We start from the raw sequence: 15,887 nt of genomic DNA on the forward strand, positions 1-15,887 counted from the left end.
TCAGCTCTCCTCAGCGACCGAGATAGACTTCGATCACCCGCTCATTGTCTTGCACCTGTTCCAGCGATCCTTCGGCCAGCACGCTGCCCTGGTGCAACACGGTGACGTGGTCGGCAATCGCGCCGACAAACCCCATGTCGTGTTCCACCACCATCAGCGAGTGCTTGCCCGCCAGGCGCTTGAACAGTTCGGCGGTGAATTCGGTTTCGGCGTCGGTCATGCCCGCCACGGGCTCATCCAGCAGCAACAGTTGCGGGTCCTGCATCAGCAGCATGCCGATTTCCAGAAACTGCTTCTGGCCGTGGGACAGCAACCCGGCCTGACGCTCTGCTGACGCGCTCAGGCGGATGGTGTCGAGTACTTCGTCGATACGGTCTTTCTGCTCGCCACTCAAGCGTGCGCGCAGGCTGGCCCACACCGATTTGTCGGTCTTCTGCGCCAGCTCCAGGTTTTCGAACACGCTCAGGGCTTCGAACACCGTGGGTTTCTGGAACTTGCGGCCGATGCCGGCCTGGGCGATCTGCACCTCACTCATGCTGGTGAGGTCGAGGTTTTCGCCAAACCAGGCGGTGCCATGGCTGGGCCGGGTCTTGCCGGTGATCACGTCCATCAGCGTGGTCTTGCCCGCGCCGTTGGGGCCGATGATGCAGCGCAGTTCGCCGACGCCGATGTAGAGGTTCAGGTTGTTCAGCGCCTTGAAGCCATCGAAGCTGACGCTGATGTCTTCCAGGCTCAGGATGGTGCCGTGGCGGGTGTTCAGGCCCGGGCCTGCGGCCTGGCCGAGGCCGATCGCGTCGCGGCCGGCGCCTGCATCGAAAATAGGTTCAAGCATGACGTTCCTCATTTCTTCAGCAGGCCGATAACGCCCTTGGGCAGGTACAGGGTGACGATGATGAACAGCGCCCCAAGGAAGAACAGCCAGTATTCCGGAAAGGCCACGGTGAACCAGCTCTTCATGCCATTGACCACACCGGCGCCCAGCAGTGGGCCGATCAACGTGCCGCGCCCGCCGAGGGCCACCCACACGGCGGCTTCGATGGAGTTGGTCGGTGACATTTCGCTGGGATTGATGATACCCACCTGCGGCACATACAACGCTCCTGCCAACCCGCACAGCACTGCGCTCAGTACCCACACGAACAGTTTGAAGCCGCGCGGATCGTAGCCGCAGAACATCAGGCGGTTTTCCGCATCGCGCAGAGCAGTGAGCACCCGGCCGAACTTGCTGCGCGCCAGGCGCCAGCCGATGAACAGGCTCGCCACCAGCAGCGCGACTGTGGCGACAAACAACACGGCCCGCGTGCCCGGTTCGGTAATGCCGAAGCCGAGGATGCTGCGGAAATTGGTGAAGCCGTTATTGCCGCCAAAACCCGTTTCGTTCCTGAAGAACAACAGCATCCCGGCAAAGGTCAGGGCCTGGGTCATGATCGAGAAGTACACGCCCTTGATCCGCGAGCGGAAGGCGAAGAAGCCGAACACCAAGGCCAATAGGCCAGGCGCTAAAACCACCAAGCACATGGCCCAGAGAAAGTGTTGAGTGCCGACCCAATACCAGGGCAATTCGGTCCACGACAAAAAGGTCATGAACGCCGGCAATTCATCGCCGGAGGCCTGGCGCATCAGGTACATGCCCATCGCGTAGCCACCGAGGGCGAAGAACAGGCCGTGTCCGAGGGACAGCATTCCCGCATAGCCCCACACCAGATCCAGCGCCAGGGCGACGATGGCGTAGCAAAGGATCTTGCCCACCAGGGTCAGTGTGTAGGCCGACACATGCAACGGGTTTTCCGGTGACAGCAGTGAACATAATGGCAACGCCAGCAGCAGCGCGAGAATCACCACGCCCACCGCAATCGTTACCTTCGGGCCAGCCTTCTGCGTGGCCGTGAGCATCAATGGTTGGTTCATCAGTCGATCACCCGTCCTTTCAGTGCGAAGAGTCCCTGCGGGCGTTTCTGGATAAACAGAATGATCAGCGCGAGGATCAGGATCTTGCCGAGCACCGCACCAATCTGCGGTTCGAGGATCTTGTTGGCGATGCCCAGGCCAAAGGCGGCCATGACGCTGCCGGCCAACTGGCCGACACCGCCGAGCACCACGACCAAGAAGGAGTCGATGATGTAGCTCTGGCCCAGGTCCGGCCCGACGTTGCCGATCTGGCTCAGCGCGACGCCGCCCAAACCTGCGATACCGGAGCCCAAACCGAACGCGAGCATGTCCACACGCCCGGTGGGCACGCCGCAGCAGGCCGCCATGTTGCGGTTCTGGGTGACGGCGCGCACGTTGAGGCCCAGGCGTGTCTTGTTCAGCAGCAGCCAGGTCAGCACCACCACGCACAGCGCGAAGGCGATGATCACGATGCGGTTGTACGGCAGCACCAGGTTGGGCAGCACTTGAATGCCGCCGGACAACCACTCGGGGTTGGACACCTCGACGTTCTGCGCGCCGAACACCAGGCGCACCAACTGGATCAGCATCAGGCTGATGCCCCAGGTGGCGAGCAAGGTTTCCAGCGGTCGGCCGTAGAGGTGGCGAATCACCGTGCGCTCAAGGGCCATACCGATGGCGGCGGTGACAAAAAACGCCACGGGCAAGGCGATCAGCGGGTAGAACTCGATGGCTTGCGGCACGTAGCGCTGCATCAGCAACTGCACCACGTACGTGGAGTAGGCGCCGAGCATCAGCATCTCGCCGTGGGCCATGTTGATCACGCCGAGCAGGCCGAAGGTGATCGCCAAGCCCAGGGCTGCCAGCAGCAAAATCGAACCGAGGGACATGCCACTGAAGGCTTGCCCGAGGATTTCACCGAGCATCAGCTTGCGTTTGACTTGGGCCAGGCTGGTTTCGGCGGCGGTGTGCACGGCAGCATCGGTTTCGACGCCGGGGGCGAGCAGCGCCTCAAGACGCGTGCGCGCCAGTGGATCACCGGTGCTGCCGAGCAAGCGCACGGCGGCAAGACGAACGACGGGGTCGGGGTCGACCAGTTGCAGGTTGGCCAGGGCCAGGCTGAGGGCGGTGTGCACGTCCTCGTTGGTTTCGGCTGCCACACGCTGATCGAGGAATTTCAGTTGCGCGGGTTGTGCGCTTTTTTGCAGGGTCACCGCTGCGGCCAGGCGCACCTTGGGGTCGGCGGCGAGCAGTTGCTGGCTGGCTTGGACGTTGTCGATCAGGCTGCGCAGGCGGTTGTTCAGGCGCACGGTCTTGGTTTCACCGTTGAGCGTGAGTTGGCCTTGTTCAAGGGCGTCCACCAACTCGATGCGTGCCGGGTCGGGCTGGGCGGCCCAGTCCTGGAGCAGCTTGGCTTGTTGGCTGGGGTTGGCAGCCAGGAAGTCTTCGGCATCGCTGGCGTGTGCCGCCAAAGGCAGCAACAGCAGGGCCATGAGGATGAAGCGGTAAAAGGCAGTGGGCATAACAAAATGTCCTGATCATTCACGGACGGTGTGGGAGCTGGCTTGCCGGCGATGGCGATTTCAAGGACGCCATCGCCGGCAAGCCGGTTCCTACAGAGATTTAGTTGCTCTTGACGGCATAGTCCGGCTTCTTGTCATTGCCGGGGATGTACGGGCTCCACGGCTGTGCCCGGATCGGCTCCTGGGTCTGCCACACCACCGAGAACTGCCCGTCCGCCTGGATCTCACCAATCATCACCGGCTTGTGCAGGTGGTGGTTGGTCTTGTCCATGGTCAGGGTGAAGCCCGACGGAGCCGCGAACGTCTGCCCGGCCAGCGCTTCACGCACTTTGTCGACGTCGGTGGACTTGGCTTTCTCCGCCGCCTGCGCCCACATGTGGATGCCCACGTAGGTGGCTTCCATCGGGTCGTTGGTCACGGCTTTGTCGGCGCCCGGCAGGTTGTGTTTCTTGGCGTAGGCTTTCCAGTCAGCGACAAATTTCTTGTTGACCGGGTTCTCCACCGACTGGAAGTAGTTCCAGGCGGCGAGGTTGCCCACCAGCGGCTTGGTGTCGATGCCGCGCAGTTCTTCTTCACCCACCGAGAACGCCACCACCGGAACATCGGTGGCCTTCAAGCCTTGGTTAGCCAACTCTTTGTAGAACGGCACGTTGGAGTCGCCGTTCACGGTGGAGATCACCGCGGTCTTGCCGCCCGCCGAGAACTTCTTGATGTTGGCGACGATGGTCTGGTAATCGGCATGGCCGAACGGGGTGTAGACCTCTTCGATATCTTTATCCGCTACGCCTTTGGAATGCAGGAACGAACGCAGGATCTTGTTGGTGGTGCGCGGGTAAACGTAGTCGGTGCCCAACAGGAAGAAACGCTTGGCCGCGCCGCCTTCTTCGCTCATCAGGTATTCCACGGCCGGGATCGCCTGCTGGTTCGGCGCCGCACCGGTATAGAACACGTTTGGCGACATCTCTTCGCCTTCGTATTGCACCGGGTAGAACAGCAGGCCATTGAGCTCTTCGAACACCGGCAATACCGATTTGCGCGACACCGAAGTCCAGCAACCGAACACCACGGCGACCTTGTCCTGGGTCAGCAACTGCCGGCCTTTTTCGGCGAACAGCGGCCAATTGGAGGCGGGGTCCACGACTACTGGTTCAAGCATCTTGCCGTTCACACCGCCTTTGGCGTTGATCTCGTCGATGGTCATCAGCGCCATGTCTTTGAGCGAGGTTTCGGAGATCGCCATGGTGCCGGACAACGAGTGCAGGATGCCGACCTTGATGGTCTCGGCGGCCTGGATCGTCCAGGTCATGCCCATGGCGGCAATGGACGCCGAAAGAGTGAAAGCCTTGATCAAGCTGCGACGCTTCATGGTGCGATCTCCGTGAACTCAAGATTGTTATGAGGGGGACAAAGTCAAGGAGGTGATTGCAAGCGCTGTGCCTAGTCGGGAAAGGGCATGAAATAGTCGCTTCGCCGCGTGTTGCGCGCGGGTTGCGCACCATCAAATGGCAGGGCGGGGTGCCAGGTGCATCGCGATGCGCTACAACGGGGCGCGGTCAGCGCTTGCGCATCAGCCCGATGAAAAACACCCCGCCAATCGCCGCCGTGGCCACGCCGATGGGCAGGTCTTCAGGGGCGATCAGCGTGCGCGCAGCCACGTCCACCCATACCAGGAACAGGCTGCCGAGCAGCGCGCACACCGGTAGCAGCCGGCGATGTTCGGCACCCACCAGGCGCCGGGCAATGTGCGGGATCATCAGGCCGACAAAGCCGATGGAACCGCTGATGGACACCAGCACCCCGGTCATCAACGAGGCCACTAGGAACACCTTCAGCCGCACATTGCGTGCATTCAGGCCAAGGGTCACGGCGGTTTGTTCGCCGGCCATCAGCGCGTTCAACGGGCGGGCCATGCTCGCCAGTACCAGCAGGCCCAGTACGACCGTGGCGGCGGGAATCGCGAGCAGTTCCCAGCGTGCCAGGCCCAAGCCGCCGAGCATCCAGAACATCACCGCTGATGCTGCGCGATGGTCGCCCATGAACAACAACAGATTGGCCGCGGCCATCATCACAAACGATACCGCCACGCCGCACAGCAGCAGGCGATCACTCTCCAGCCGGCCGTTGCGACTGGCCACCGCCAGCACCACCAGCATGCTCAGCAGTGCGCCGATAAACGCCGCGATGGGCAAGGTCAGCAGGCCGATGATTTCACCCACATGCAACACCACGATCACCGCGCCCAGGGTGGCGCCTGAGGTGACGCCCAGCAGGTGCGGGTCGGCCAACGGGTTGCGCGTGACGGCCTGCAGCACCGCGCCGATCAATGCCAACCCAGCCCCCACCAACGCGCCGAGCAACATACGCGGCACGCGGATCAGCCAAACGATATGTTCCTGCCCCGCCGGCCAATTCGCCTCACCGAGGCCGAAGGTCTTGTACGCCACAATCCGCCACACCACCTCCACCGGCACCCGCGCCGGGCCAAAGCCCAGCGAAATGACGCAAGAGACCAGCAACGCCGCAGCCAGGGCAATGAGTAGGAAGGTGTAGCGACGGCTGATCATTCGCCGTGGAACCCCTTGGCCAGTGTCTCGACGGCCAGCACGTTATCAATGCCTGGCGTGGCTTGTACGTAAGGGATCACGATGAACCGTTGGTTCTTGATCGCGTCCACCGCTTGCAGCGCCGGGTTGTTCATCAGGAATGCCTGCTTCTGTTCGGCAGTGATTTCGCTGTAGTCAACGATCACGATCACCTGCGGGTTGCGCTCCACCACAGTCTCCCAGTTGACGCGGGTCCAGCTGGCATCCACGTCATCGAGAATATTGCGCCCGCCAGCCGCCTCGATCAGCGCCTGGGGCATGCCGAGGCGGCCGGATGTCATGGCGCGGTCTTCACCGCTGTCGTAGAGGAACACACGCGGTTTATCGGCGGGCAGGTCTTTCTGCACTTCGTCGACCTGCGCCTGCATTTGCGCGATCAAGGTATTGGCGCGGTCCTGCACGTCGAAGATCTTGCCCAGGTTGCGTAGGTCGTTGTAGGTGTCTTCGAGGGTCGCCGCCGGGCGCTTCATCACGAAGGCGCAGGACTCGGTCAACTCGTACACGTTGATGCCCAAGGGTTGCAGGGTGCTTGGCGTAAGGTCGCCGCCCACGCGCATGCCGTAGTCCCAGCCGGCGAAGAAAAAGTCGACGTTGGCGTTGAGCAGGGTTTCCACCGACGGGTATTTGCTCGCCAGCTCCGGCAGGCCGTCGAGGATCTCGGCCATTTCCGGGGTGACCGACTTCCAGCCGGTGACGCCGCTGTATCCGGCCATGCGCGGCTTGAGGCCGAGGGCGAGCATCATCTGGGTCATGTTGATGTCGTGGCTGACCGCGTGTTTCGGCGCTTCCTGAAAGGTCACGTCGCGGTTGCAGCTTTTGATGGTGACCGGGTAATGGGTCGCTTCGGCGAACGCATGTGCAGTGCCGAACAGTAACGCGAGAGACAGCAGGGAGCGCAGGATCATGGTTGGGTTATCCAGGTGATTCGGGGGTAGCCGGACAAGGGATGGGTGTCGATCAGTGCTTCGACGCCAAACACCTCGCGCAGCAACTCGGCGGTCAGCACTTCATGGGGCGTGCCGCTGGCGACGATGCGTCCGTGGTTGATCACATACAGGCGATCACAGAAGGCGGCGGCCAGGTTGAGGTCGTGGATGCTCGCCAGGGTGCCGATGTTCAGGCGCTTGACCAGCCGCAGCAGTTCCAGCTGATAACGTGGGTCGAGGTGGTTGGTGGGTTCGTCGAGGATCAGCAGTTGCGGTTGCTGGGCCAGGGCGCGAGCCAGGATCACTCGTTGTTTTTCGCCGCCAGAAAGGGTGGCGAAGGCGTGGTCTTCAAAGCCCTGCATACCCACTGATTCAAGTGCCTGTTGGATCAGTTGCCGGTCGTGCAAGGTATCGCCATCGAACAAGCCCTTGTGGGGCGTGCGACCCATGGCGACCACTTCATCCACGCGCAGGCCGAAGGCGTCAGGGAACTCCTGCAGCACCACTGCGATGCGCTGCGCGCACCATTTTGCGCTTTGCTTCCACACGTTCTGGTGGTCAAGTAACACGTTGCCCTGCGCCGGCCTGCTGAACCGATAGGCGCAGCGCAACAGGCTGGTCTTGCCGCTGCCATTGGGCCCGATCAGCCCGACAAACTCCCCCGCACCGACCTGCAGGCTCGCATCACGCAGGTGGAACTGGTGATGGCAGTGGCCTGTTGGGGACCAGGACAGGTCGGTGAGGGCAAGCGAATTCATGAAACCCCTGTAGGAGCGAGCTTGCTCGCGAAGAAATCACAGGCACCGGGTGCATCCTGAATGCGCGCGTAATCGTTGACGTTTTTCGCGAGCAAGCTCGCTCCTACGGGGATTTGTGGGGGCATTAGAAGGTGTAGTCCGCCGTGACGAAGAATGAGCGCGGCTCTCCCAGAATCCACTGTTGCCCGTCGTTGTACTGGCTGACGGCATAGGTACGGTCGAACAGGTTGTTCAGTTGCAGGCCCAGGGTGGTGTTGCGCATGGCCTTCCACGACACAGTGGCGTCGACCACGGTGTAGCTCGGCAGCTCGTTCTGGTTGGCCATGTCGGCATAACGCGCATCGACATAACGCACACCGGCACCGGCGCGTATGTCGTCGGTCACGGCCTTGCTCAGCCACAGGTTGGCGGTACGGCGTGGCACGTCCACTGGGCGGTTGCCGTCGCGGGAGACTTGCACCCCGTTGACGTCCTGGCTGAAGTCGTCGTACTGCGCATGCACGATTGCCGCGTTGGCTTGCAGGGCCCAGGCATGGGGCAGTTGCAGGTCGAGGCTGGCCTCCAGGCCACGGGAGGATTGCTGGCCGACTTGCTGCTGATGCTCCGGGTCACCGGGGATGTCGGTGAGCAGTTTCTTTTTGACGATGTGATAAGCCGCCAAGGTCCATTCGCCGCGTTGGTCCCAGAAGGCTTGCTTGATGCCGATCTCGGTCTGCTTGGCGGTGGACAGGTCGAATTGCTGCTGGCTCGGGCTCAGGGAAATCAGGCCGCCGACGCCGTCGGTGCTGGTGGAATACTGGCCGTAAACCGATGTGTCCGGTGTGATTGCGTAGACCAGGCCGGCTTTCCAGTTATTGCCGGTGAGGGTCTTGTCGGACTGGGCGCCTGTGCGCAAGTCATCGCGGTCGACGTGGGCATAGTCGCGACGAATGCCAGTGATCAACGACAGTTGGTCGGTGAGTTGCAGGCGGTTTTCGGCGAAGCCGGCGACGGTTTTGGTGGTGGTAGAAAACAGCGGCGAAAACGCGTTTTGGCTAATGAACGGCGCCGGCGCAGGGTGATTGATATCGATCGGTTGGCCGCTTGGCAGTACATCGTTGAACGGCGAGTTACTGGCGAGGCGGAAGCGAATCCGGTTGTACTCCACGCCGGTCACAGTCTGGCTGTCGAGGCCGAACAGCGTGTGCTTGAAGGTGAAGGTCTGGCGGTCGCCCACCTGTTCCTGATTGTGCTTGATGCCGAAATTGCCGCTGCGGGTGAGCTGGCCTTTGGTGAAGTTGTAGTTCTCGGCGTTCTGCCAGCGGCGTTGGTTTTTCAGGTAATACAGCTCGTTGGCGGCGCTGACGCTGTCGTTGATCTGCCACTCGCTGGTCAGGCGTGTCCACTGGTCGTTGTAGTGCTGGGTGTCGTTGCTGACGTTGTAGTTCTTGTCGCGCAGGCCCTTGTGCAACTGGCCGTTGATCAACGGGGTGCCGAAGTAGTTTTGCGGGCGCTGGTCGCCATAGTCGCTGGCCAGGGTGAAGCTCAGGTTGTCCGCCGCTTGCCAGCGCAGGGCGCCGCTGACGAAGTCGCTGCTGGAGTCGCCACGGTCGATGAAACCGTTGCTGCGCAGGCGATTGAGGTTCAGGCGATAGCTCAGGGTGTCGGTCAGCGAGCCACCGCTGTCCAGGGCTTGCTGCTGGCGATCATAGGAGCCGTAGCCCAGGCGGATATGGTTTTCGATCTCGCCTGCAAACGGCTTTTTCGGCACGGTGTTGATCACTGCACCGGTGGCGCCTTCGCCATACAGCACCGAGGCTGGGCCGCGTAAAACGTCTACCCGCTCCACCGACCAGGTGTCCACCGGGAAAGTCGACGTGCCCATGCCCATGTACATACGGTTGCCGTCGTACAACTGCATCACCGAGCCCTGGCCGGTAAAACCACGGGCCGACAACGAGGTGCCGCCATCGCCCGGCGTGCCGGTGCGGCTGATGCCGGTGGCGCGGGAGATTGCGTCCTGCACACTGGCATCGCCGCGTTCGCGGATTTGCGCGCCGGTCTGGCTTTCGACGCTGCCAGGGGTTTGCAGCGACGTGAGGTTCAAGCGCGAGCCGGCGGTGGTCGGGGTCTTGAGGTCGACGCGTTCGTCATCCACGGCGGGCGCGGTGACGGGGCTGACGGGCAGGGTCAGGGCTTGGGCGTTGTTTTGCAGGGCGAGCAGGCACAGCCCGGACGCAAGGTACTTGTTCATCGGTCGATCAGTCTTCTTGGAGGGATGCTCGCCGCAGGGCGCGGCGAGCAACGATAACGCAGAAAGTGTTATAAGTTAACACTTATTCGCTGCGCGGCAAAAGTCCGCGCAAGGCTACAGAAGGCCTCTGTGTCGGGCATCTCGCCGGTTTCATGCTGAACCTGAGGCAGATTCACGTTGCGCAAAAAAGCGCGACAGCACCAGGCGATCCAGTGCCCACACCGCAATCAAAGACGCGCCAACAAGGGGGAAAATGATCGCCAGGGCGAGCATGATCACCATCGCGGTTTTCCACTTCGGCAGGTCATGACGCAGCGGCGGAACGCCCAGCCCGCCTTGAGGGCGACGCTTCCACCAGATCACCACGCCGCTGACCGCGCTGAGCAAAATCATCAGGCAGATCAACAGCACGATCAGCTGATTGACCCAGCCGAACATCTTGCCTTCGTGCAGCATCACGCCGGTCTCGGTGGCTCGCGCGACCAGGTTGTAATGCTCCCAACGCACATCGGCCAGCACCTTGCCGGTGTACTGGTCCACGTGCAGGGTGGCGTCATTGCGCGGGTCGTTGGCGAACACCGCGACGGTGAATACACCTTCGGCGGTGGTGGGGAAGGTGATGCTGTAGCCGGGCTCGACGTGGCGTGCGTTGGCCAGGTCGACCACCTGCTGCAAGCGCAAGGTGGGCGCCGCCGGACCCGAGTGCATGGCGCCGTGGTTCATGTGTTCGGCGTGGTCGCCGGACATCGGCATCGGCGTGTTTTCGATGGCCCAGGGCACGGTCTGTTGGCTGGCGGTATTGAGCACGCGCGCCTGCTGATCCGATTGCGGCACGTTGTTCCACATCGCCGCTGGGAAGGTGTTCCACAGGTCGGCATATTGCTTGCCCCAGAAGCCGGTCCAGGTCATGCCGCTGAGCAGCATCACCAGCAACAAGGACGCGCCCCAGAAACCGGTGACCGCATGCAGATCGCGCCACAACACCCGGCCACGACTGTTGAAACGCGGCCACAGCACCCCTGCCGAGGACTTGCCACGCGGCCACCACAGGTACAGGCCTGACACCACCAGCATCACGCCCCAACCGGCGGCGAGTTCCATCAGGCGATCGCCGACGGTGCCGATCATCAGCTCGCCATGCAGGGCGCGGGCGATGGCTTGCAGGTTGTATTTCGAGTCCTGCTCACCGAGGACCGTGCCGCGATAGGGGTCGACGAACACGGTTACTTCGCGGCCTCCGTTGTGCATCACGAATTGTGCGCTGCTGGTACTGTCGGCAGGGGGCAGGTATTTGCTGATCGCGGCGTTGGGGTAGGCGGTTTTGGCGCGTTGCAGTTGCTCGTCGGCGCTCAGGGCGTGCTCGGCGGTTTGGACCTTGAGCAGGTCGCCGTACATCAGTGGGTCGAGTTGGGGTTTGAACAGGTAGATGATGCCGGTCAGCGCCAGCAGCACCATGAACGGGGCGACGAAGAGGCCGGCGTAGAAGTGCCAGCGCCAGGCCAGGTTGTAGAAGGAAATCTTTTGAGTGCTCATCAGGGGCTCCGCAAGGCTTGTTATTTATTGATTGTTAACGCAGGACCTGTAGGAGCCGGCTTGCCGGCGATGGCGATCTCACGGGCGCTATCGCCGGCAAGCCGGCTCCTACAAGGTGCGTTAGAAGCTCATGTCTACCTTGGTCCACAGGGTGCAACCAGGCTCCTTGATGGCCTGCGGGTCACTGGCCGGGTAGCCGAAGCCGGCGTTGCCGGCCAGGTTCAGGTGTTCGGCGTAGGCCTTGCCGAACAGGTTGTCGACGCCAGTGCTGACCTTGAAGTGTTTGTTGATGCGATACGCCGCGTTCAGCGAGAACACGCCAAAACCGCCGCTCTTGTCGAAGTCCTTGCCGACCACGTTGCCCTTGTTCTGGTCGATGCGGTTTTGTGCGGCGACCACACGCCACAGCGCGCCGGCACTCCAATCATCTTCGCTGTAGGTGAGGCCCAAGCGTGCATCCAGTGGCGGCATTTGCGGCAGGGCCTTGCCATCGCTGCTGTTCTTGCCCCAGGCGTAGGCGAGGGTCGCGTCGGCCTTCCAGTTGCGCGTCAGTTTGTACGCCGCACCCAATTCGCCACCCATGATGCGCGCGTCGACGTTGCGGGCCTGGGAGGTGGTGCCCATCATTCCGGGCCGGTAGTCGAACAGGATGAAGTCCTGCACTCGACCGATGTAACCCGAAGCCCAAGCTTCCAGGTCGTCGGCTTTGTATTGCGCGCCGAAATCGAGTTGGGTGGTTTTCTCAGGCTTCACGCCGTCGAAGGCATTCACTGAACCGCTCGCGCCGGTGTTGGGCGAAAACAGCTCCCAGTAATCGGGGAAACGTTCCGAGTGGCCCAGGCCTGCGTAGAGGGTGGTGGGGCTGTCGGCCAGGTCGTGTTCATAGCGCACGAAGCCCGAGGGCAAGGTGTCCGCGCGGGTGTTGTCAGCCGTCGGATTGGGGCGCGTCATCATGCCGGAACCGGTGCTCTGCCGGAAATCCTTGGCCGAGGCGCGGTCCAGGCGCGCGCCAGTGATCAGCCGTTCGCGGTCGGCGGCGTACCAGGTCAGTTCGCCAAACACACCATAGTTGTGGAAGTTGGCGTCCTTGACCCGTGGCAGATCTTTGTAGGTATCGATACCCATGCTGCTGCGCTGACGGTGTTCGTTGGTCTGCGCATCCAGGCCGCTGATCAACTGCACATCGGCCCAGCGCCAGGTGGCCTTGATCCGCGCGCCGAGGGTGCGGCGATCAACGTTGGACGCCATCGGCCCGGCCATCATGCCGGTGCCCGAGGGCGTGCGCAGGCTGTAGTTGTCCATCACATGGTCGGCGTAGTTGTAGTAGACCTGGGCTTCGACCTTGTCGAGGACTTCGCCAATGTTGGATTTTTCGAAACGCAGCCCCAGGCTTTCGCGCAGGAACTGCGAACCATCCATGCCGCGCCCGGCGTATCGCGCTTCGCCATCGCCACGGCCGGCAGTGAGTTCCAGCAGGGTGTCGGCGTCGGGGGTGAAACCGACAGCGACGTCGCCGTTCCATTTGTCGTAGCGCGAGGCGACGGTGTCGTTATTGCCGTCCTTGTAGTCGTCAGCGTGGGCTTGGTTGCCGATCACGCGCACATAGCCCAGCGGGCCACCGGCGGCGGCATCGATGACCTTGTCAAAACGTCCGTTGGAACCGGCCAGCACACTGGCGTTGAGGCGCGTGCCCAGCTCGCCGAATTGCTCAGGCTCACGCTCGAACAGCACGGTGCCAGCCGACGCTCCAGGGCCCCAGAGTACGGTTTGCGGGCCTTTGATCACGGTGAGCTTGTCGTAGGTTTCCGGCGAAATGTACGAGGTGGGCGCATCCATGCGGCCCGGGCAGGCGCCGAGCATCATGCTGCCGTTGGTGAGGATGTTCAGGCGCGAGCCGAACATGCCGCGCAGCACCGGGTCGCCATTGGTGCCGCCGTTGCGCACCAGGGCGAAGCCGGGGATGGTCTTGAGGTAGTCTCCGCCATCGCTGGCGGGCACCGGTTGGCGCGGGTCTTTCGGGTTGGTGATCACGGTCAGCGGTGAGCTGGGGGCGATCGCCGTAATGACGGTGGGGCTCAATTCATTTTCATCGGCGTGAGCCATCGGAGCCAGCAGTGCGCCGCACAGAACGGCGAACACGGGAGTACATCCCAAACGGGTGTCAGCAGAAAACCTGGACATGACAAATTCCATCAATCAATCGTAAACAACACGGCCAGCAGCCTGCGGCTGTCTGTCTAAAGTCGGCCGGGGTGAAGTAACGCTGTGAAGTGCTTACGAAGCGATGGGCGGCGCGCGGCTGCGGGCGCCGGGGAAGATGCTTTGCCGGGCATGGCCCAGGCGCGTGGCGGGGGTGAGGGCGTTGGCGGGTGGCGGACTGCTCTGGGTGAAGCTTGAAACGCCGCCGGGCAGGGCGGGGCAGCTGTAGAGCAGGTCGCAATAGCCGCACTTGGACCAGAGGGCGTGGTGTTCGTCAGGGGCTTTTGGGTGATGGGACTCGCCGTGGTCCATCGGCATGTCCATCGACATACCGGCGTGATGGTCCATCGGCATCGCTTGGGAAATCAGCGGACCGATAAAGATCATCAGCATGGCGAACAGGCTGATCCAACCGCCGCGCCTTACGCGGGCGTGCGGGGAAGGCCTGGCGCGAGGGGCGCCCATTACGTGTCAGTCTATTGCGGGTGCTTGTGTGCGTGGCCGGCCATCGGCGGTACTTTCTGTACTGACACTTGCACCGCGACCTTGCCGGCTTTTTCGAAGGTCAGGGTCAGCGGGAATTGCTTGCCGTCGGCCAACAGGCTGCGGTCTTTGATGTCGAGCAGCATCACGTGGTACGCCATCGGGGCGAAGGTCAGGTCACCCTTGGCTGGCACGGCGACGCTAGGCACTTGCTGCATCTTCATCAGATCGCCCTGCATGACGTGTTCATGCAGCTCGGCCTTTTTCGCCACCGGCGTTTCGACGCTGAGCAGGCGGTCCGGGGATTCGCCGGTGTTATGAATCACAAAATACGCGGCGACAGTCGGCGCATTCGGCGGCAACTCCTGGGACCAGGGTTCGCTGACCACCAGGTCGCCGGACTTGTAGTCCTCGGCATTGGCAGCACTGAACACCGGCAGCAGCAACGCAGCCAGAAGCAGGGAAGATTTAAGCATGGCAGTTCTCCAGAACGGTTCTAAACGCAGTTCACTTGCGAAGAAAATCAGACCGTTGGAGAGGCGCGGGGGTTGAGGCTTGGCCATTGCTGGCGCGGGGTCGGGCTTTGCAGCCGGGGCGACGGTAAGCTCTGGGAGGTACTGAATTGGGTGAGATACAACTGCGGCACATGCCCCGGCAACGCCACCAACGGCGCCGAGCCCGAGCAACACCAGCAATGCTGCATGGTGGAATGATCATCCTGCTGCGGCGCCGGAATCTCCAGCTTGCCCAGGGCGATAGTCTTGAGCGTAGCGCCATTGGAGGAACAGAAACTGCCCCACAGCAACTGCTGCACCGGGTCCTGGGACTGTTGCATTGCGCTGGCCATCGGCATGGCAAAGGCGTTGAACAGCACTGCGAGGCAGGCGATCCAGGCGATTGCGAAGCGTTGACGGGCCATGGCGGACAATCCGTAGGGTTAAACGATCAGGGGGGTATTTAGCCTGATCGTAGGAGATAAGTAAAAACAGGGCATGTGGTTTGGTGTCGCACTGCTATCAGATAGCGGTGGCGTGAAGCTTCAGGCCCAACGCTTTCATGACTTTCATGATAGTCGCGAATTCGGGATTGCCAGTGGCGGAGAGGGCTTTGTATAGGCTTTCGCGGCCGAGACCGGCGTCGCGGGCGATTTGGGTCATGCCTTGGGCGCGGGCGATATCGTTGAGAGCGGTGCGAATCAAGAGACCATCGCCTGCATCGTCTTCAAAGCAGGTCTCCAGGTAGGCGGCCATTTCCAAAGGGGTTTTCAAATATTTTGCCGCGTCGAAGCGAGTATAGGATTCGCTCATGAGTCATTCCTAATTGCCAAGGTTTAATGCAATTTGCTTTGCACGCTTGATGTCCCGGCTTTGTGTTGATTTGTCACCACCGACTAGCAGCAAATAAACCGCCTTGTTTCGACGAGTGAAGTAAACGCGATACCCAGGACCGTAGTGGATTCGCATCTCGGACACCCCATCACCTACAGGCTCACAGTCACCGAAGTTTCCGGCTTCTGCCATTCGAATTCTCTTCACAACACGCACTTTTGCGAATGGATCCCGAACGGCCTCCAGCCATTGGACGAACTCAATGGTTTCATTGAAATCAATCATCTCGGATCGTATTCCTTGGGATACATCATGGCAAGTGCGACGCACTGTGAAAACAGTGCATCTCCATCGCGGATGCTGGTGCGAATTCGCGAGGAGAGAGGTTAGGGCGGGGGCTTTTTGCTGAACCAG

The 15,887-nt window shown here is 61.8% G+C and carries 15 protein-coding genes; all 15 read right to left on the reverse strand.

What is annotated here, in order from left to right; translation table 11 throughout:
• Positions 1-10: 10 nt before the first annotated feature.
• Positions 11-844: an urea ABC transporter ATP-binding protein UrtD gene (urtD, locus tag CI807_RS09650; protein ID WP_177409572.1), complete on the reverse strand. Its 834-nt coding sequence runs from the start codon at positions 842-844 to the stop codon at positions 11-13.
• A complete protein-coding gene (gene urtC, locus CI807_RS09655; RefSeq protein WP_095014508.1) occupies positions 841-1,908 on the reverse strand; it encodes an urea ABC transporter permease subunit UrtC in 1,068 nt (355 codons plus the stop codon). Before urtC ends, urtD begins: the two co-directional genes overlap by 4 nt.
• Positions 1,908-3,410 carry an urea ABC transporter permease subunit UrtB gene (gene urtB / locus CI807_RS09660; RefSeq protein ID WP_095014509.1) on the reverse strand — a complete coding sequence of 501 codons (1,503 nt, stop codon included), beginning with the start codon at positions 3,408-3,410 and terminating at the stop codon, positions 1,908-1,910. The genes urtC and urtB overlap by 1 nt, the downstream gene beginning before the upstream one ends.
• Positions 3,411-3,510: 100 nt before the next feature.
• On the reverse strand, positions 3,511-4,776 hold the full coding sequence (urtA, locus tag CI807_RS09665; RefSeq protein WP_095014510.1) for an urea ABC transporter substrate-binding protein: 1,266 nt from the start codon (positions 4,774-4,776) through the stop codon (positions 3,511-3,513).
• A gap of 187 nt (positions 4,777-4,963) precedes the next feature.
• Complete coding sequence (locus CI807_RS09670) at positions 4,964-5,974, reverse strand: iron ABC transporter permease (protein ID WP_095014511.1); 1,011 nt, start codon at positions 5,972-5,974, stop codon at positions 4,964-4,966.
• Positions 5,971-6,918, reverse strand: a complete 948-nt coding sequence (locus CI807_RS09675; protein ID WP_095014512.1) for an ABC transporter substrate-binding protein — start codon at positions 6,916-6,918, stop codon at positions 5,971-5,973. The genes CI807_RS09670 and CI807_RS09675 overlap by 4 nt, the downstream gene beginning before the upstream one ends.
• The gene (locus CI807_RS09680) at positions 6,915-7,697 is read right to left on the reverse strand and encodes an ABC transporter ATP-binding protein (RefSeq protein ID WP_095014513.1); all 783 of its coding nucleotides are present in this window, start codon (positions 7,695-7,697) and stop codon (positions 6,915-6,917) included. Before CI807_RS09680 ends, CI807_RS09675 begins: the two co-directional genes overlap by 4 nt.
• Positions 7,698-7,821: 124 nt before the next feature.
• Positions 7,822-9,930 carry a TonB-dependent siderophore receptor gene (locus CI807_RS09685; protein WP_095014514.1) on the reverse strand — a complete coding sequence of 703 codons (2,109 nt, stop codon included), beginning with the start codon at positions 9,928-9,930 and terminating at the stop codon, positions 7,822-7,824.
• A 150-nt stretch (positions 9,931-10,080) separates the two neighbouring features.
• The gene (locus CI807_RS09690; RefSeq protein ID WP_095014515.1) at positions 10,081-11,463 is read right to left on the reverse strand and encodes a PepSY domain-containing protein; all 1,383 of its coding nucleotides are present in this window, start codon (positions 11,461-11,463) and stop codon (positions 10,081-10,083) included.
• A gap of 120 nt (positions 11,464-11,583) precedes the next feature.
• Positions 11,584-13,644, reverse strand: coding sequence for a TonB-dependent copper receptor (locus tag CI807_RS09695; RefSeq protein WP_095014516.1), 2,061 nt, complete (start codon positions 13,642-13,644; stop codon positions 11,584-11,586).
• A gap of 93 nt (positions 13,645-13,737) precedes the next feature.
• Positions 13,738-14,127, reverse strand: a complete 390-nt coding sequence (locus tag CI807_RS09700; RefSeq protein ID WP_095014517.1) for a DUF2946 domain-containing protein — start codon at positions 14,125-14,127, stop codon at positions 13,738-13,740.
• A gap of 11 nt (positions 14,128-14,138) precedes the next feature.
• On the reverse strand, positions 14,139-14,621 hold the full coding sequence (locus tag CI807_RS09705) for a copper chaperone PCu(A)C (protein WP_095014518.1): 483 nt from the start codon (positions 14,619-14,621) through the stop codon (positions 14,139-14,141).
• A gap of 47 nt (positions 14,622-14,668) precedes the next feature.
• On the reverse strand, positions 14,669-15,064 hold the full coding sequence (locus tag CI807_RS09710) for a DUF2946 domain-containing protein (RefSeq protein WP_095014519.1): 396 nt from the start codon (positions 15,062-15,064) through the stop codon (positions 14,669-14,671).
• 97 nt (positions 15,065-15,161) lie between these two features.
• Positions 15,162-15,452, reverse strand: a complete 291-nt coding sequence (locus CI807_RS09715) for an addiction module antidote protein (protein WP_095014520.1) — start codon at positions 15,450-15,452, stop codon at positions 15,162-15,164.
• Positions 15,453-15,461: 9 nt separating this feature from the next.
• Positions 15,462-15,758, reverse strand: a complete 297-nt coding sequence (locus CI807_RS09720; RefSeq protein WP_095014521.1) for a type II toxin-antitoxin system RelE/ParE family toxin — start codon at positions 15,756-15,758, stop codon at positions 15,462-15,464.
• Positions 15,759-15,887: the final 129 nt, after the last annotated feature.

This window comes from Pseudomonas sp. NS1(2017) (assembly GCF_002269425.1).
Taxonomy (GTDB): domain Bacteria; phylum Pseudomonadota; class Gammaproteobacteria; order Pseudomonadales; family Pseudomonadaceae; genus Aquipseudomonas; species Aquipseudomonas reactans.